Genomic DNA, 18909 nt, shown 5'->3' on the forward strand with positions numbered 1-18909 from the left:
GTTCCTGCCTCAGCATATTTGGCTGCGAATTTGCCCCTGCTTCATCTGTCCTACATCAATAAGTTGCTTTAGTATAATAAAGTGGCTGTCGTTGCAGCACACCCATGCCAGGATGGGCTCTAGTTCAGGATTTGTACATGCTCGAATATTTTTTCACTTCGCCCGGAATTTCCGATGCTCTGTATGTGAGCGGAAGCTATTCCTTGCCCCTGGTATCGCTCTCGATCCTGATCGCCGTGTTCAGTTCCATGATGGCCATGCAGATGGCAGGGCTGGCCCGGCAGGCAGAAACCCGGTTGCACAAGCAGTTCGCCCTGCTGTCCGGCTCTGTGGCGCTAGGGGTAGGCATCTGGTCCATGCATTTCATCGGCATACTGGCGTACAGCTTCTGTGCCACGGTCAGCTATAGCAAGCTGCTGACGGCGATGTCCATGGTGCCCGGCATACTGGCCTCGTGGTTTGCCCTGAACCTGCTCAGCAAAGATGATTTCAGCAGGCGCGAACTGCTGGTCAGCGGCACCGTGATGGGGGCAGGCATAGGCCTGATGCATTATTCCGGCATGGCCGCCATCCATATGGCATATCTGCTGCGCTACGACTCGGGCTGGTTCCTATTGTCGCTGGTAGTGGCGGTGGGCATGGCCGTGCTGGCCCTGTGGATACGCTTTGACCTCCAGCAGCGCGGCCGCCTGGGTAATCTGCCGGCGATACTCATCGGCGGAACCGTGATGGGGCTGGCGATTTCGGCCATGCATTACACCGGCATGGCGGCGGCCCGCTTCATCAGCCTGTCCGGTACCGATGAGGTCATTAGTGGCGAGGAGAACCATTATCTGGCGCTGATTATCGCCATCGTGACGGTGATCGCCAGCGGCCTGATTTTGGCCGGCAACTTCCTGCTGCGCATGCGCCAGCTGTACAACCGCATGCAGGAAAATGAGGAGCGGCTGCGGGCTATCGTGGATACGGCGCTGGACGGCATCATCACCATCGATTCCAGAGGAACGGTGCTGGCAGCTAACGCTGCCGTGTCGCGTATGTTTGGCTGGTCCAGCGAGGCGCTGATCGGACGCAATGTGCATGTGCTGATGCCGGAGCCTTACCACAGCAAGCACAATCAGTTTATCGCCGATTTTCTGGCGACAGGAAATGCCAAGGTGATAGGGCAGAGCCGCGAAGTGATGGCCCGCCGTGCCGATGGCACGACGTTCCCGATCCGGCTGGCCGTGGGGCAGGCCCATACGATGCGCGAACAGTTTTTTGTCGGCTTTGTTACCGATATCAGCGAACGCATCACCATGCAGACCGAACTGCAGGAGCGCGAAGCCAAATACCGCACGCTGATCGCCAATATCCCCGGCGTCTCTTTCCGCAGCAGAGTGGATGCGGAATGGAGCAAGATATTCATCAGCGATTCCGTGCTGGCGCTGACGGGCTGGGGCCGCGAAGAGTTCATGAGCAAGCGGGTCAGCTATGCCGATCTGATACACCGTAACGATATTGACGCTGTGCGTACGGCCGTGGCAAACGCGCTGGAGCAGAGGGTTTCCTACAGCATCGAGTACCGCATTCTGCGCCGCGATGGCAGTGAGCGCTGGTTATCGGAAAGCGCGGGCGGGGTGTATGGCGAAGACGGCAAGGCGCTGTGGATAGATGGGGTGATGCTCGATATCACCGCTTCCAAGATACAGGCGGCCGAATATCAGGGCATCGTGATGGCGATCCGCAAATCGCTGGCCATGGCGGAATTCGACATGCAGGGCAACATCCTCGACGTCAACGAGAATTTCGAAAAGCTCAGCGGTTACAGTCTCGATGAATTGCGTGGCAAGAACCACAAGCTGCTTTGCACACCGGCCGAAGCCGCTAGCGAAGAATATGCCGTGTTCTGGCAGAAGTTGCGCGAAGGGCGGTTCCAGAGCGGCGAATACCAGCGTGTCGGCAAGCATGGCAAAAAAGTCTGGCTGCAGGCGGCCTATAATCCGATTCTCGATACGGACGGCAAACCATGGAAAGTGGTGAAGCTGGCGGCCGACCTGGCGCAGAGAAAGGCGATAGAACAGGACCTGATCAGCGCCAAGGATGTGGCCGAGCAGGCCTCCGCTGCCAAAGGCATGTTCCTGGCCAATATGAGCCACGAAATCCGCACGCCTATGAATGCCATCATAGGCTTCACGGAAATCCTGCTAAAAACCGAGCTGGACCAGAAACAGCTGGGCTATCTGAAAACCGTCAAGCAATCGGCGCGATCGCTGTTAGGGCTGCTCAACGACATACTCGATACGGCCAAGCTGGAGCGCGGTGCCATCGAACTCGAAGAACACGATTTTTCGCTGCATGACTTATGCGAGCAGCTGATCAATACCTTCCGCCTTCAGGCCGAGGCCAAGCATATCCGGCTGGACTACCATTACGCCGCCGATTGCCCGGTGTTTATCCGCTCCGATGAATTGAGGCTGCGCCAGATTCTCACCAATATTCTGGGCAATGCGGTGAAATTTACCGAGCAGGGCCAGGTCACCCTGAACGTGACGGCGGCTGCGGGCCAGCTGCATTTCGTGATCGACGATACGGGCATTGGCATTGCCGAAGACCGCATCCAGAGCATCTTCGCGCCCTTTACCCAGGCCGATGCATCGATGTCGCGCCGTTTTGGCGGAACTGGTCTGGGCACCACCATTGCCAAACAGCTGGTGGACCTGATGGATGGCGAAATCACGGTGAGCAGTGTGCTGGGGCAGGGCAGCCGCTTCGAGGTGATCATTCCTCTGACGGTGGGCAATGCGGCCCGCGTCGCCAAGGTGGTGCCGCAAACGGCCTTGCCGCATTTGCGTATCCTGATTGCCGACGATGTGGCGGAAAATCTGGAACTGTTGCGCCTGATGCTCGAGGATAAGGGGCATCAGGTGGTGGCGGCAAACGGCGGGCAGGCCGCGCTGGACGCCTGCAAACACGGCCAGTTCGACATCATCCTGATGGATGTGCAAATGCCCGACATCGATGGACTGGAAGCGAGCCGCAGGATACTGGCCAGTGCCGGCGAAAACGGCCTGGCCTGCCCGGAAATCATTGCGCTGACGGCCAGTGTGCTGAACAAGGACCGCGACGCTGCGATTGCCGCCGGCATGCGCGGCTTTGCGACCAAGCCCGTCAATCTTGTAGAGCTGGAAGCAGAAATCATGCGCGTGCTCGGTTATGCCGATCAGCCGCCGGCATCGCCATCAGGCACGGCCCTCGCATCCGGCGACAGCTGGCTGGACTGGAATGGTGCATTGAGCCGCTGGCGCGAACCGGCCAGTTTGCTGAAAGCGATCAGCAACTTTATCGGTAATCCGGATGTGCTCTCCGGCCTGGAGCGGGCGGCCGCGCCGGAGCAGCTTGGCGCGCTGGCCCACAAGATCAAAGGGGCGGCTGCCAATCTGGGCTTGAACCGTGTGGTGGCCGCTGCGGCCGCCATCGAACACGATGCAGCGCTAGCCCCCGGGGCGGTGCAGGCACTCGAAGCGGCGCTCGATCAGGTGCGCAGCGAGCTCGCTAAAATGGATGGCGCGTACGCTGCACAGCAGGACGCCCAGCCTGTGCAGGCGCAGGTCGATGTGCCGGCGTTGTTGCGCTGTCTGCAGGATGCGTATAGTCGCAGCACGTTTGACGATGAAGCGATAGGCCAGCTATTGCCCGCACTAACAGCAGAGCAAGCCTCGGGCCTGCAGGCAGCACTGGACGATTTCGATTTCGAACAAGCCCACAAGGAAGTCAGCCGATTGCTGCAGACGCTGGCCCAAGCAGTATCTCCGTAAAAACAGAATCCGAGCGCACCCTATGTCTAACTCTCTGCCCAATTTATTGCTGGTCGACGACGAGCCCACCAACCTTCAGGTATTGCGCAATATTTTGCAGGATAGCTATCGTCTGCAATTTGCCCGTAACGGGCAGAAAGCGCTGGAGCTGGCCGAACAGGAACAGCCTGATCTGATCCTGCTGGACGTGATGATGCCCGGCATGACGGGGCTGGAAGTCTGCCGCAGCCTGAAGCAGCAGGCCAGTACCAGCAAGATTCCGGTGATCTTCGTGACGGCCCTGAGCGACGCCGATGATGAGGCCATCGGTTTTGCGGCCGGGGCAGTCGATTACATCAGCAAGCCTGTCAGCCCGGCCGTCGTCAAAGCCCGGGTGAAAACCCATCTATCGCTGGTGCGGGTGGAAGAGCTGGAAAAGACCCGCTTGCAGATCATCCACAAACTGGGCAAAGCGGCCGAGTATAAAGACAATGAAACGGGCTTGCACGTCATCCGCATGAGCCATTTTGCGCGCTATCTGGCACTGGCGGCTGGCTGTGATGCCGGCTTCGTCGAACAGCTGTTCGAAGCAGCGCCCATGCATGACATCGGAAAAATCGGCATCCCCGATGCAGTGCTGCTCAAGCCGGGCAAGCTCGATGCGGATGAATGGAAAATCATGCAGAGCCATGTCGATATCGGCGCCGAAATTCTGGGCGATGATGATTCCAGTCTGCTCAGGATGGCGGCCAGCATCGCCCGCAACCACCATGAAAAATGGGATGGCAGCGGTTATCCGCGCGGCATCAGCGGCGAGCAGATTCCGCTGGAAGCCCGCATCGTGGCCATTGCCGATGTGTTCGATGCGCTGACCAGTGTGCGTCCCTATAAGAGCGCGTGGTCGGTGGAGCAGGCTTTCGATCTGATCCGGAAAGAGGCGGGGACGCACTTCGATCCCGTGCTGGCCGAACTGTTTCTGACACTGGAGCCGCAGATACGCGAAGTGCAGCACAACTGGGCCGACTGACGCCCGACGGCCAGAGGCCGGGCCGGCCCAGCCCCGGTACAGTCCGCACATGGCCGGGGGCGACCGCTACGTTCAAGTATTATGGGCGGCTATCGCCGATGCTAGACGCTATTCCCAACGCGTCCACGGAGCATCGCCATGCCGCACCGCCTCATCCTCGCCGCTATCCGGCTACTCTACGCCCCGCTCATGCTGGCGGGTTTCAATGGCGCAGCCTTATGGCTGGTCGAGCAGAATGCCAGCCATGCCTGGCTGCTGGTCTTGCTGCTCGCCGCTCTGCTGCTATCGTTCTGGGCGGAACGGCTGCTGCCGTATGAAGCGGCGTGGAATCGCGGTGCCAGTGCCTGCGATCTGACGCACGCTTTCGTGAATGAGACGGCGACGGTGCTCGGCGTACTGGCTATCCCTCTGTTGTCCGGCTATTCGCCCTGGCATAGCTACTGGCCGCAGCACTGGCCTCTGGTCTGGCAATGGCTGCTGGCTGTGCTGGTGGCTGACTGCGGCATCACCCTGATGCACTGGCTTAGCCACCGCTCTGCCTTGTTGTGGCGCTTTCATGCGGTACACCATGCGGGAACGCGTTTCTATGGATTGAATGGTCTGGTCAAGCATCCTTTGCATCAGCTGATAGAAACCATGGCCGGTACCGGGCCGCTGCTGCTGATCGGGCTACCCCAGTCCGTCGCCGGATTGCTGGGCTTTTCCGTGGCCTTGCAGTTGTTGCTGCAGCACTCGAATGTGGATATGCGTTTGGGCCCTTTGCGCTATTTGCTGGCACTGGCGCCGCTGCACCGTTTTCACCACCAGCGCTGGGCCGGCATCGGCGACGTCAACTTTGGCCTGTTCACCACCCTCTGGGACCGGCTGTTAGGCACTGCCGTCTACGACCCTCAGCGCCGTTTCGTGCCGGGCGAGTTTGGCATAGGCACACAGCCCGACTATCCGCGCAACTACCGGGCGCAGCTGCTTGCACCGTTCCGGCCGGCGGCCAGTGTTAGCGGGGCGGCTGTAACAGCGCCTGGCTCGCCGTCACGCCAAACTGACGCTTGAGGGTACGGGCGAAGTGGGCCGCATCGGCGAATCCTGCGCCATGGGCGGCTTGAGTGGCGTCGCAGCCTTGCGCCAGCAGCGTCGCGGCCAGCCTCAGCCTGCGCCACAGCACAAAGCGGCGAAAGGGTGTGCCCAGGGCTAGGGCCAGCCGATGGCGGAAGCGCTCCGGCGACCATGGAAAATGGCGGGCGATGGCTGGCAGCGAAACATTGCCTTCGCCCAGTGCCTGATCGATCAGCTTGCGCGCCTGTTCGACCCAGTCAGGCTGGGGCGCGGCTGGCTGCTCTGCCTGCATGACCCAGTGCTGCCAGAACGGCGAGGGGGGCGTAGCGCTGCGGGCTATGGCGATGCGGATCTGGGCCAGCCACGCTGGATCGAGGCCCGTCACTACAGCTGCCCCCGGTTCCACAAACAGTATCGCGGCCTGCGCATGCGGCAGCAGACGGTGGGGCAGCAGCGGGGCTATCAGCAGGCAAGTGCCGCTGCCCAGTTCGCCATCTGCAAAGGCCACGGTGGCCGCTTCGGTTGATAGTACCGCCTGGGCGGCGTAATGCCGGTGCGGCTGGCTGTCTCCCACGGCGCCACGCCAGATGGCCCAGCGGTCGCCGATCTCCAGCTTTCCCGTCCAGCCGTAGTGCAGGTCCATGGCAGTTTCCAGCCCCGTGCTGGTGGTGTCGGCAAGAGCGCCAGTGTAGCGTAACGGCGGGGCGGGTGCTTCAGCCCGCTGCGGCCTTGCTGTGCGGTTCAGCCGGCGCTGCCGCATGGGCTAGCTGCCATGCTCGGGGCGTAAGGCCGTAGCGGGCCCGAAACACGGCAATGAAGGCGCTGACGCTCTGGTAGCCGCAATCGAACGCCACAGTGGTGACGGGCAGCCCATGGGCCAGCTGTTCCAGTGCGCATTGCAAACGCATCTGGCGGTGCCACAGCCCCAGGCTCCAGCCTGTTTCTGCGCTGAAGCGGCGCGTCAGTGTGCGGCGCGACATATGGCAGCGCTGGGCCCATTGCCCGAAATCGGCTGCATCGGCCGGATGCTGCAACAGATGCTGTACCAGCGCCTGCAGGGCGGGGTGGCCAGGCATGGGCAGGAAGCCGGTCAGCGGCGCACACATTCCCAGCGCATGGGCAAAGGTCTGCAGATAGTGCTGTCGTGCGGCGCCAGCTGCGGGCAGGCCATCGAGCAGAGCCTGCAGCAATGGCGTGCTGCGTACTACGGTCAGTGTGGCGGGCATGCAGGCGCGGGAGCCGGTCTCGTCGAAGTAACGGCTGACGGCCTGCAGCGGGCCACGGCTGGTCGCCGCGTGGGCTTGCCATGGCGGCACCCAGCCCAGACAGCCGGGCGGCAGCAGCCAGCGGCCGGTCTCGGTCTGTACGCTGACCACGCCGGACTGCACACAGAACAGCTGCCCCTGGGCGTGGCTATGCAGCGCGTCATGTAGCTCGTCGCTATGCGTGATGGTGCGGGTGGCAAGTAATTCCATGGTTTGGCCAGCGGCAGATAGTTTTTGTCATTCTAGCGTTAGCGGCGCAAGCCGGTTGCGCCCACACTGTGTTTTCCATCATCGTAGCGGAGATAGCCATGTACACCCCCCATCCTGTAGACCGCCAGTTACTGGCGCGCCTGGCCCAGCCTTTGCGCGATCTAGGCGATACCCTGCTGCAGCGCCAGCCCCGGCAGGCCATGGCCGATCCGGCCCTGATGAAGCAGACGCTGGAAGCAGCCTGTCGCCGGGCCCATGCCGCACTGGCGCCGCTGCTGCGCGAGCTGGCCCCGGCGCTGCCGCTGGCCCAGCCCGGAATACGACCGCAGCAACTGCAAGCCGAGTATCCCGCTTACTGGCTGTTCGACCCGGTAGACGGCGCAGTACAGTATCTGCATGGCTTGCCGCTCTGGACCATGACGCTGACTTTGCTGATCGATGGGCGCGCTGTGCTGGCCTGGGTGCTGCACCCCGCACTGGGCATGCTGTATTGCGCTGCGCAGGGCGAGGGCGCGACGGCCAACGGCAGGCCCATGACCGTCGCGTTACAGCAGCAGCTGGCCATGGCCATGCTGGGCACCAGCTTTCCCAACTATCCGCCGCGCCCGCAGCAGGAAGTGGATGCTTTTCTGCGCCGGCTGGCCAGCATCGTGCCCCATGTGCTGGCGCAGCGCTGGATGGGGCCGGCATCACTATCGCTATGCCAGCTCGCTGCGGGGCAGTTGCATGGCTACTGGGAGCAGGGCAGTACCCTGTACGACTGGCTGCCCGGCATGCTGATCGCTAGCGAGGCCGGCGCTGTAGTGACGGGGCTGGATGGCAGCGAGCTGGACTGGGCTAGCGCGGGAATACTGGCACTGACGCCATCGCTCCAGCCCGCCATGCTGAAACTACTGGCAGGCCATCCGGTGGCGTGAGGCTGGCAGGTAGCCACCTGCCAGCCGCGCAGCCGGCTGCTGGTCGCAGGGTTGCCTTTTTGCTAGCTTGTCTTTATAGAAAATGGTATGGTGGCGAACTTTCCGATCATCGTCTTTGTCGCTAGCCATTTATGTCCAAGTCTATGCCGTCGCCGTCCGCTCTCTCCCTTACCATTGCTGCCTTGCTCCTGAGCTGGCAAGCACAAGCCCAGACCACCGAAGCCGCGCCAGCCAAGGCCAAGGAAGAAGTAAAACCGCATGCAGCACAAGCGAGCGCCCAGCCGGCTACGTCCACCAGCAGTGCGGCGGAAGCGGGGACTACGCCGGTGGTCAACGTGGTCAGCGAGCGCCAGACTAATCGTATTGACCGTCAGGTGTATGACATAAAAAACGACGCCAGCACGGCTGGCGCTTCGGTGGGCGATGTACTGAACAACGTGCCATCCGTGAACGTCGATCCGAATGGCACGGTGCGTCTGCGCGGCAGCGAGCGCGTCACTGTGCTGGTGGATGGCAAACCGACGGCCCAGATGCAGGGGGAAAACCGTGCCGCCGCCATCAATGCGCTGCCGGCAGAGAACTATGAATCGGTACAGGTGATTAACAACCCGGGCGCGGAATTCGGCAACGAGGCCGGTGGCGGTCCTATCCTGAATCTGATTACGCGCCGCTACACCAAGCCCGGTGGCAATGGCAGCGTGGCCGGCAATGTCGGCCCGGCCGGGCGCAAAAGCGCTTTCGCCACTGGCAGCTACAGTGCCGGCTACGCTTCGATAAACGGCACCCTCAATTACCGCCGCGACGGCAACGAGTCCGATGCGGATGGTACGCGCGAACGCATAGATCCGGCCAACGGCAGCATAAGCCGCTTGCACCAGACCTCGCAGCGCAGCGGCCTGACGGATTTCATACAGGGTGGCGTAGGCGGGCGCTACAACTACAACGAACGCGATACGGCGACGGGATCGGTCTCGCTGAACAAGCGCAGCAATGATGGCCGCACCAATGAGCATCTGGCCGACTTCGGTACCGGCAGCACGCCGCTGGTGGACTATCTGACCCACCGCACTGCCAGTGGCGATGCGCTCAATCACGAATTCGTTGCTGGCTGGGAGCGCCGCTTCAATACGGATGGCGAAAGCCTGAAGGTCGATCTGCGCCATTCCTCGAACAACAATAATGTGGATACGGCGGCGCTGTATCAGCCGCTGACCCTGCCTGTGATCGCGGCGCCCGTGCTGCGCGACTACACCCAGAACGTGGAGACCCAGGTGCGTCTGACTGACCTGAGTACGGATTTCTCCGGCAAGGTAGCTGGCGGTTTCCTGACTGCGGGCGGGCGCTGGCAGCGCACCCGTCAGACCAGCGATTACCGCTATCTGTTCCTGGATAACGGAGCACTCGATACCCGCCGCAGCAATCTGTTCGAACTGGCGCAGGATGTCACTGCTGCCTATGCGACCTATGAATTGCCGATCAACCCGCTGTGGTCGTTCAAAGGCGGCTTGCGCGTCGAGCATACGGAGCTGGACCTGAATCAGGTCAGTACCAATGTGCAGGCAAGCAATAGCTACACCAACTATCTGCCCAGCCTGTTCCTGACCTATAAGCTCGACCAGTTCTCCAATCTGCGCCTGTCATACGCAGACCGCATCTCGCGCCCGAATGCGGGCGACCTGAATCCTTTCGTCAATTACGCCAGCGAATATTCGATTAGTTCCGGCAACCCGCATCTGCATCCGGTCAAGCTGCACTCGCTGGAGCTGGGTTACGAGACCAAGATCATGGGGCTGGCGCCGGCCAGCCTGCGTGGCTATCTGCGTCATGAATCAGACGTGATCACCGAGCGCCGCACTTTCGTCAGCCCAACCACGCTGCTGACCAGCAAAGTCAATGAAGGCGACCGCGCCGCGGGCGGGGTGGAGTTCTCCATCATGGCCATGATTCCGCCCAATATCAAGCTGGCGGGGATGACGCTGCCACCGATCCGCTTCATGTTCAACGGTCACTGGGGCTATGTCGAGCAGGACCGTCTGGGCTTGCTGGGACCGACCGGCGAGAAGCGCCGTACGCCATCGCTGGGTCTGCAGGGCGGGGCGCAATGGAGTATTACGCCGGAAGATACGCTGACCTTTATGACTTTCCGTCAGGGCAAACAGCTGTCGGGCGAAGGCTACCGCGATCCGTTCAGCATGGTGAATCTGGCGCTCGAGCATAAATTCTCGCCGCGCCTGTCGCTCAACATCCGTGCCAATGACGTGCTGCGCGGCACCGACCAGCATTACCGCGTCGATACCGACATCCTGCGTGACCGTAACGATGTGAGCGTGCATCAGCGCCGCCTGTACGTGGGCCTGCGCTACACCTTTGGCGGCGTGACGGGCAACGATGCGGTGCGCAATGCGCTGCAGGCAGCCGGCCTGAATCCGGATAGCCAGGCCGGCAAAGATGCGATGCGCATGATCCAGGGCCAGCAGGCCAAGCCAGCTCCGGCCGACAAACCGGCAGAGAAGCCGGCCAGCGACAAGCCGGCGGCTGACAAGTAGGACAGCCTCAGCTGGTGCGACCCTGACTGTTGTTTATGTGTAGTTCGGGGCCGCAGCGAAATTGTGCGGGCAACCACCCCGGGCCCGCCAGTCTACGGAGTGATCCCCCCATACTCCGGCGTAGTCGGTGGCCGACTTGCCGCCGATATATATTGTTGCGCAGGCCGGGTATATTTGCCAATAAATCAATGTTGGCGTCCGGCTTAGCTGCTGTCTATTTCCTTCACCGGACCTTCGTCCCGCCGTTTAGCTGCCCGATGTGTTGCTGGGCAGTGTGGCGGCTGTGCTGCCGGGCTGAAAATGACGATGCCAGCGCCGCCGGATCGCAAGATTGCGCTTTCCCGATTGGCCGGACAGGTGCAAAATACTGTCGGGGACGGCTGGCCGACGGGCGCGGCGCGAGCTGGTGAAAACACGGTTTTAGCTGCTGCTACCGCTGTTTTGTGGCAAAATGTGCGTGCTGTCTCCTATTATATGTCTTATATAAGACTTGTTGAGGTACAATAGTCATCAGAGTCGGCGGAGTCGCTCCGCTTCCCTGCAATCAACCTGAATGAGAGTTCTCCATGTTAGCTGCCTACCGCACCCACGTCGCTGAACGTGCATCCCTTGGTATTCCACCGCTGCCGCTGTCGGCTGCCCAGACCACGGACCTGGTCGAACTCCTGAAGAATCCGCCTGCTGGCGAAGAACAATTCCTGGTCGACCTGATCACCAACCGCGTTCCTGCCGGTGTGGATGATGCGGCCAAAGTCAAATGCGCTTTCCTGTCGGCTGTGGCCAAAGGCACGGAAAGCTCGCCGCTGGTCTCGCGCGAGCTGGCAACCCGCCTGCTGGGCACCATGCTGGGCGGCTTCAACATCAAGCCTATGATCGACCTGCTGGACGACGCCGTCGTCGGTGACGTCGCTGCCGAAGGTCTGAAAAAGACCCTGCTGATGTTCGATTACTTCCATGACGTGAAAGAACTGGCCGACAAGGGCAGCGCCCGCGCCAAGGCCGTGATCCAGTCGTGGGCCGACGCCGAGTGGTTCACCTCGCGTCCTGAAGTACCACAGAGCATGACCCTGACCGTATTCAAAGTGTCGGGCGAAACCAACACCGACGATCTGTCGCCAGCCCCTGACGCCACCACCCGTCCGGACATTCCTATGCACGCTCTGGCGATGCTGAAAAACCCGCGCCCGGGCATCAACCCTGAAGAGCCAGGCAAAGTCGGCCCGATCAAGCAGATCGAAGCGCTGAAAGCCAAAGGCAATCTGGTCGCCTACGTGGGTGACGTGGTCGGTACCGGTTCGTCGCGTAAATCGGCCACCAACTCGGTGCTGTGGTTCACCGGCGAAGACATTCCTTTCATCCCGAACAAGCGTTTCGGCGGCGTCTGCCTGGGCACCAAGATCGCTCCTATCTTCTACAACACCATGGAAGATGCGGGCGCACTGCCGATCGAACTGGACGTGTCGCAAATGGAAATGGGCGACGTGATCGAACTGCGTCCGTTCGAAGGCAAAGCCCTGAAAAACGGCGCTGTCATCGCTGAATTCAAAGTCAAATCGGACGTGCTGTTCGACGAAGTACGCGCCGGTGGCCGTATTCCGCTGATCATCGGCCGTGGCCTGACCGCCAAAGCCCGCGAAGCACTGGGTCTGCCAGTATCGACCCTGTTCCGTCTGCCGCAAGATCCGGCCGACAGCGGCCGCGGCTTCTCGCTGGCCCAGAAGATGGTTGGCCGTGCCTGCGGTCTGCCAGCTGGCAAAGGTATCCGTCCGGGCACCTACTGCGAACCGAAGATGACCACCGTGGGCTCGCAAGATACCACCGGCCCGATGACCCGCGACGAGCTGAAAGATCTGGCTTGCCTGGGCTTCTCGGCCGACATGGTGATGCAGTCGTTCTGCCACACCGCCGCTTATCCGAAAGTGGTGGACGTGAAGATGCACCGCGAACTGCCGACCTTCATCGAAAACCGTGGCGGCGTAGCCCTGCGTCCGGGCGACGGCGTGATCCACTCGTGGCTGAACCGTCTGCTGCTGCCTGACACCGTCGGCACCGGCGGCGACTCGCACACCCGTTTCCCTATCGGTATTTCGTTCCCGGCCGGTTCCGGTCTGGTAGCGTTTGCTGCGGCTACCGGCGTGATGCCGCTGGATATGCCTGAATCGGTGCTGGTACGCTTCAAAGGCGCGATGCAGCCGGGCGTGACCCTGCGCGATCTGGTCAACGCGATTCCGCTGTACGCGATCCGTCAGGGTCTGCTGACCGTGGACAAGAAAGGCAAGAAAAACATCTTCTCCGGCCGTATTCTGGAAATCGAAGGTCTGCCACAGCTGAAAGTGGAACAGGCATTCGAACTGTCCGACGCGTCGGCAGAACGTTCGGCGGCCGGTTGCACCGTGCATCTGGATAAAGCGCCTATCATCGAGTACATGACCTCGAACATCACGCTGATGAAGTGGATGATCGCGACCGGCTATCAGGACAAGCGTACGCTGGAACGCCGTATCCAGGCCATGGAAGCCTGGCTGGCCAATCCGGAACTGCTGTCGCCGGACGCCGATGCCGAATACGCTGCCGTGATCGAGATCGATCTGGCCGACATCCACGAGCCTATCGTGGCCTGCCCGAACGATCCGGACGACGTGAAAACCCTGGCCGACGTGGCTGGCGCCAAGATCGACGACGTGTTCGTGGGTTCCTGCATGACCAACATCGGTCACTTCCGCGCTGCTTCGAAAGTGCTGGAAGGTAAGTCGGATATCCCGGTCCGTCTGTGGATCGCGCCACCGACCAAGATGGATGCGCAAGTGCTGACGGCCGAAGGCCACTACGGCACGCTGGGCCGCACCGGCGCCCGTATGGAAATGCCGGGCTGCTCGCTGTGCATGGGTAACCAGGCACAGATCCGCAAGGGCGCTACCGTGATGTCGACCTCGACCCGTAACTTCCCTAACCGTCTGGGTCTGGAAACCAATGTGTATCTGGGTTCGGCCGAACTGGCGGCGGTGTGCTCGGCACTGGGCCGCATCCCGACCAAGGAAGAGTACATGTCGCAGATCGGCGTGATCGACAAGAACGCCTCGCAGATCTACCGCTACATGAACTTCGACCAGATCGACGAGTTCCGCAGCGTGGCCGACACCGTCGCCATCAGCAAGTAATTCGCTCCTCAGCAAAGGTGCCGCCAGCGGCACCCGCGTGGATCAGGCCCGTGCGCTGTTGCAGTGTACGGGCCTTTTGTTTTCTGAAACGGACATTGCTCCGGCCTAATGCGTGCAACTGCCGCATAGGCGTGTAATATGTAAGCTATACAAGCAGCGCTGGGAGGATAGGATTATGCAGAAAATCATAGCGGCGAGCCTGATGTTGCTGATCGGCGCGACGCCGGCAGTGCAGGCCAAGGGCTGTATCAAAGGCGCCGTGGTAGGCGGCGTGGTCGGGCATGTGGCAGGCAAGCATGCGGTGGCCGGTGCAGTGGTCGGTTGCGTGGCAGGCCGCCACATGGCCAAGCAGAAGGCCAAACAGCAGAAGGAAGAGGAAGCCAGCAAAAAGGCTGCCGTGCCAGCGCCAGCCCCTGCGCCTGAGCCGGCCAGACCATGAGTGTGGCTTCCCGCCAGTCTGCCTGTCGCTGAATGCTGCGCGTCATCTTCACGCCTGTTCTGCGCCCTGTGTTTCTGATCTGCGCCCGCAGCCTGCGGGTGCGGGGTCTGCTCGTACTGCTATGTGCCAGCCTGCTGGGCGGCGTGGTACTGGCCAGTCCTATGCCGCAGCAGGGGCTGCGCTTTATCCCGGCCCAGACGGGCGATGCCATACCGGACGGCGTGGTGACGGCGCTGGCGCAGGACGAGCGTGGCTATATCTGGGCCGGTGGCCCTACCGGGCTGGCGCGCTTTGACGGCTACCGCTTCCAGCGTCTCGGTCTGAAAGCCGGCGCCGCCAGCGCGGAAAAAATGGGTTTCGTAACGGCCATCGTACCGGCCGGCCACGGCCATCTGTGGGCCGGGCTGGTCACGGTGGGGCTGGCCTATGTCGATGCCGACAGCGGCCATTCAGTGTTCTATCAGCATGATGCCGCCGATCCGGCCTCGCTCACCAGCGGGGTGGTGCGGGCGCTGGCACGCGAAGAGCAGGGCGGGCTGTGGGTGGCCACCTCCGGCGGCGGGGTCGATTACCTGCCTGCCGGCGGCAGCCAGTTCCGCCACTGGCGCGGCAGCGTAGCAGGTTTGCCCAGCGACTGGATGTTTGCCTTGCTGGTGGACCGGCAGGGCGATGTGTGGGCCGGTGGGCGTCAGGGACTGGTGCGCAAGAAGCGTGCGTCGCAGCGCTTCGAAGCGGCGCTGCCCGCCGGCGCCGACCAGCAGGCGCTAGCGCAGGAAACCGTGACCATGCTGTTTCAGGATGCTGCCGGTGTGATCTGGGTGGGCACCCAGAATGGCCGCCTGCTGCTGCTCGATCCGCAGCATGGCACTGTGCGCTGGATGGCGCAGGATGGCAGTGAAGCGGCCGGTCCCGTCAACACCATGATCGCGGCGGACCGGCAGACCGTCTGGGTAGGGCGGGGCAATGGCATCGATGTGCGCGATGGCGCCAGCGGTGCGCTGCGCGAACGCCTGACGCACCGGCGCGATCAGCCCCACACCTTGCCCGGGGCCGATGTGCGGGGGCTGGTGCGTGACGCCTCCGGCGTACTGTTCGTGGGCGAATTTTCCGGCGGTGTACAGCGCTATGTGCCGCCTTTGCCCGGCATTGCGGTACTGGTGCCGGACGGCGGCGATCCGCAAGCCGATATCGGTGTGCGCAGCGTGCTGCAGATGGCCAATGGCGAAGTCTGGCTGGGCCGCTCGGAAGGCGGCGTGACGATACTCGATAGCGCGCTGCGGCCCAGCGGCCATCTGGCGCTGCCGCGCAGCCGCATGGCGCAGGCCGGTGCCAGTCCCGTAACGGCCATGGCGCAAAGCCGTTCCGGCCAGATCTGGCTGGGTGCCGATTATGGCCTCTACCAGTTCGATGGCACGCATCGCCTGCTGCGCAGCTACGACACCGGTGGCGGCAAGGTCAGACGGCTGCTATTCGAGCCGGATGGTGCGCTGCTGATCGCTACCCAGGATGGTCTGCTGCGGCTGGCGGCTGGCGCCAGCGAACTGCAGCCCGTCCAGCTGGCGCAGGGCGGACCTTTGCGCGGCTATGTCGATGCGCTCGATCTGGCGCCTGATGGCCGCATCTGGGTGGGTGGTGTAGATGGCATGTACTGGCGCGATGCCGCTGGTACCGAGCTGCACAAGCTGGCCTCCTATCCCGATGCCCAGGCGGCGCGCTGGTCGGTAAAGGGTTTGCTGTATGCAGGCGGTGCCTACTGGTGCGAGACGGATAATGGTTTATACCGTATAGACCATATCGAAGGCCAGCGTGCCCGCTATACGCTGGTGATCCCGGTGCGGGCCGGCAGCCGACGCAGCATAGGCGCCAACCTGCTGCACGACGGACAGGGCAGGATCTGGTCGCACCGTGGCATTTATTCGCCGGTCAGCGACAGGTTCTACGAATTCAGTCCGGCCGACGGGGTGGACTTCGGTACAGGCTGGTTCCGTTCCTACACGGCGCTCAAGGATGGGCGCATGCTGTTCGGTGGCAGTGCCGGCCTGCTGCTGATCGATACCACGCGTTATGTGCCGTGGGCCTATCAGCCGCCGGTGGTGCTGACGCGTGTGCTGGCCGGCGGGCAGGCGGTGGTAGTACCGCCCGCAGGCGTGCTGCAGGTCGGCCCGCAGCAGCGCACGCTGCGGGTGGAATTCGCCGCGCTCGACTACAGCTATCCGGAAGGTCTGCACTATCGCTACCAGCTGCAGGGCTATGACGAGGACTGGCGCGAAACGGACGCCGCACTACGGGTCGCCAGCTATGATCAGCTGCCGCCCGGCAGTTATACGCTGCAGGTGCAGGGCAGTAACCGCAATGGCGTGTGGAGCCCCTATTCCGCCAGCCTGAAGGTGCTGGTGCTGCCCCTGTGGTGGGAAACCTGGTGGGCCCGTACGGGACTGGTCGTGTTACTGGTGCTGGCCCTGGTGGCGCTGCTGCAGTGGCGCACTGGCCAGCTGCAGCGGCGCAAGCAGATGCTGGAGCTCAGTGTCAGCGAGCGCACGGCCGAATTGCAGCAGGTTTCGGCCGCGCTGGAAGCCAAGACGGTGGCGCTGGAACTGGCCAGCCGTACCGACCCGCTGACGGGCCTACATAACCGCCGCTTCCTGACCGAGCAGATCGATAACGATGTGGCCCAGTCGCTGCGCCGCTATGCCGAGCAGGAACGGCGTGGCACGCAGGCCGGCGATGACGGCGACCTGATCTTCTTCCTGATCGATATCGACCATTTCAAACCCGTCAATGACCAGTATGGTCATGCGGCCGGTGATGCCGTATTGCAGCAGATGCGCGCGCGTCTGCTATCGACCTTCCGCGACAGCGATTACCTGATCCGCTGGGGCGGCGAGGAATTCCTCGTGGTGGCGCGCGCCACCCGGCGCAGCCGCGCGCCCGAGCTGGCCGAACGGGCCCGGCTGGCGGTAGCGCAGCAGCCTTTCCTGCTGCCCGATGGTACGGCGCTGGGCAAAACCTGTTCGATCGGCTATGCCTGCTTCCCGCTCAGTACTGCCCAGCCGCAGGCCGTGGGCTGGCCGGTACTGATCGAAATGGCGGATGCCGCGCTATACCACGTCAAGCATCACGGCCGTGACGGCTGGTGCGGCGTCAGCACCGTGCAGGAAAGCGATGCCGACCGGCTGCACGAGATCGTGCGGCAGGAGTTACGCCAGTTGCAGGCCCTGCCCGAGGTCGAGCTACATTGCTCTTCGGTGCATCTGGCAGTACAGGCCGAAGCGCAGGTATAGCAGCACGCAGGGCTGCCTAACAAGTTATAATGTTTTATCAAAAGAACATATTTGACTTCTATGCAGCTAGCAGCGACGGCGGAACCGGCCCAGCACCGTCTCGAATGGATACAGGCACTGCGTGCCATCGCCTGTCTGGGTGTGGTATTTACCCACGCCCGCTATTTTTTACTGGATACGCCCGAATGGCCCGTGGCCGAACACTGGCTTACGGTGGGCGCGGCGGGGGTGGATCTGTTCTTCGTCATCAGCGGCTTCATCATGGCTTACACCACCATGGGGCAGGGCCGCAGCGAGGTAGGCAGCTTCTTGCGCCGGCGTCTGCTGCGGGTCTGGCCGCCGCTGGCCGTGATGGTGCTGGTATGGGCCTACACCATGAATGGCGGGCTGGCCGCGCTCAAGGCGGCGGGCAGCAATGGCCTGCTTAAAACCCTGCTGCTGATTCCGGCCAACAGCCACACCCCGCCTTATTTCGACATGTTCCTGCCGGTGGCGTGGACGCTGGTGTTCGAAATGTATTTCTATGCCGTGTTTGCGCTCTCCATGTGTGCCCAGCGCTGGCGCTGGCTGGTGCTGCACGGCCTGATTATCGGTGGCGTGCTGCTCGATCCCGCTGTGTGGCAGGACTGGAATCTGAGTCCCCAGCACGATGCCGGCCTGCGCCCCGTGCTGCTGAACGTGGCCAGCAACCCGCTGGTGCTGGAATTCCTGTTCGGCGTATGGGCGGCCTGGCTATACCGCGCGCCCTGGCGTCTGCCTTCGGCGCGCCTGTGCTGGCATCTGCTGCTACTGGTGGTGGCGGCCGGCAGCTGGTACAGCCTGGTGCGCTTCTGGGCTTTCCATGGCCCCATGGGCTGGGGTTTGTTTGCCGGTGCACTGGTGCTGACGCTGGCCCTGATCAGCAAGACGGTCAGCCTGCGTGTGCCGCCGCTGCTGCTCTGGCTGGGCAGCATCTCGTATTCGCTGTATCTGACCCACACCTGCACCCAGCAGCTGCTGATCCGCTATGTCGAACGGCAGGGCTGGAGCTCGCATAGCTGGGACTTCGTCTGGTGCTCGACTGCCATCTGTGTGGTCGTGGCCTATGGCTATTACGAGCTGGTAGAGCAGCGGCTGGTGAGCTGGCTGCGCAGCCGGCCCGCACGATTTACTGGCCTAGCAGGACGCACCAGTGATAATTTGACCTAGATCAAGGAAATCGAGCTTTACTACAGGCAATGTTGTCGTTAGACCTAGA

At 62.3% G+C, this 18909-nt stretch carries 11 protein-coding genes; 9 read left to right on the plus strand and 2 right to left on the minus strand.

The features are described from left to right. Nucleotides 1–137 precede the first annotated feature (137 nt). The 3 genes from GTP23_RS11180 to GTP23_RS11190 all read left to right on the plus strand — a co-directional run bounded on the left by GTP23_RS11180 (nt 138) and on the right by GTP23_RS11190 (nt 5853). Nucleotides 138–3797, plus strand: coding sequence for a PAS domain S-box protein (locus GTP23_RS11180; protein WP_202412136.1), 3660 nt, complete (start codon nt 138–140; stop codon nt 3795–3797). Nucleotides 3798–3819: 22 nt separating this feature from the next. Then, nucleotides 3820–4803 (plus strand): response regulator, encoded by a 984-nt coding sequence (locus GTP23_RS11185; RefSeq protein ID WP_161035195.1) that lies wholly within the window; start codon nt 3820–3822, stop codon nt 4801–4803. Between the two features lie 138 nt (nt 4804–4941). Beyond that, nucleotides 4942–5853, plus strand: coding sequence for a sterol desaturase family protein (locus GTP23_RS11190; protein ID WP_161035196.1), 912 nt, complete (start codon nt 4942–4944; stop codon nt 5851–5853). On the opposite strand, the gene GTP23_RS11195 is transcribed toward GTP23_RS11190, so the two are convergent. Continuing rightward, complete coding sequence (locus tag GTP23_RS11195) at nt 5798–6499, minus strand: helix-turn-helix transcriptional regulator (protein WP_161035197.1); 702 nt, start codon at nt 6497–6499, stop codon at nt 5798–5800. The two genes, GTP23_RS11190 and GTP23_RS11195, sit on opposite strands and share 56 nt — an antisense overlap. 70 nt (nt 6500–6569) lie before the next feature. Further along, the gene (locus tag GTP23_RS11200; protein ID WP_161035198.1) at nt 6570–7331 is read right to left on the minus strand and encodes an AraC family transcriptional regulator; all 762 of its coding nucleotides are present in this window, start codon (nt 7329–7331) and stop codon (nt 6570–6572) included. A 98-nt stretch (nt 7332–7429) separates the two neighbouring features. Between GTP23_RS11200 and GTP23_RS11205 the strand changes: the two genes are divergently transcribed. The 6 genes from GTP23_RS11205 (at nt 7430) to GTP23_RS11230 (ending at nt 18860) form a co-directional block, all read left to right on the plus strand. Then, nucleotides 7430–8248: an inositol monophosphatase family protein gene (locus tag GTP23_RS11205; protein WP_161035199.1), complete on the plus strand. Its 819-nt coding sequence runs from the start codon at nt 7430–7432 to the stop codon at nt 8246–8248. A gap of 131 nt (nt 8249–8379) precedes the next feature. Further along, complete coding sequence (locus GTP23_RS11210) at nt 8380–10794, plus strand: TonB-dependent receptor domain-containing protein (protein ID WP_161035200.1); 2415 nt, start codon at nt 8380–8382, stop codon at nt 10792–10794. A gap of 566 nt (nt 10795–11360) precedes the next feature. After that, nucleotides 11361–13952, plus strand: coding sequence for a bifunctional aconitate hydratase 2/2-methylisocitrate dehydratase (locus GTP23_RS11215; RefSeq protein WP_161035201.1), 2592 nt, complete (start codon nt 11361–11363; stop codon nt 13950–13952). A gap of 175 nt (nt 13953–14127) precedes the next feature. Next, nucleotides 14128–14391: a hypothetical protein gene (locus GTP23_RS11220; protein ID WP_202412138.1), complete on the plus strand. Its 264-nt coding sequence runs from the start codon at nt 14128–14130 to the stop codon at nt 14389–14391. 32 nt (nt 14392–14423) lie between these two features. Continuing rightward, a complete protein-coding gene (locus GTP23_RS11225; protein WP_161035202.1) occupies nt 14424–17672 on the plus strand; it encodes a ligand-binding sensor domain-containing diguanylate cyclase in 3249 nt (1082 codons plus the stop codon). Between the two features lie 60 nt (nt 17673–17732). After that, complete coding sequence (locus GTP23_RS11230; protein ID WP_161035203.1) at nt 17733–18860, plus strand: acyltransferase family protein; 1128 nt, start codon at nt 17733–17735, stop codon at nt 18858–18860. Nucleotides 18861–18909 lie beyond the last annotated feature (49 nt).

This window comes from Duganella fentianensis (genome assembly GCF_009857835.1).
GTDB classification, from domain to species: domain Bacteria; phylum Pseudomonadota; class Gammaproteobacteria; order Burkholderiales; family Burkholderiaceae_D; genus Rugamonas; species Rugamonas fentianensis.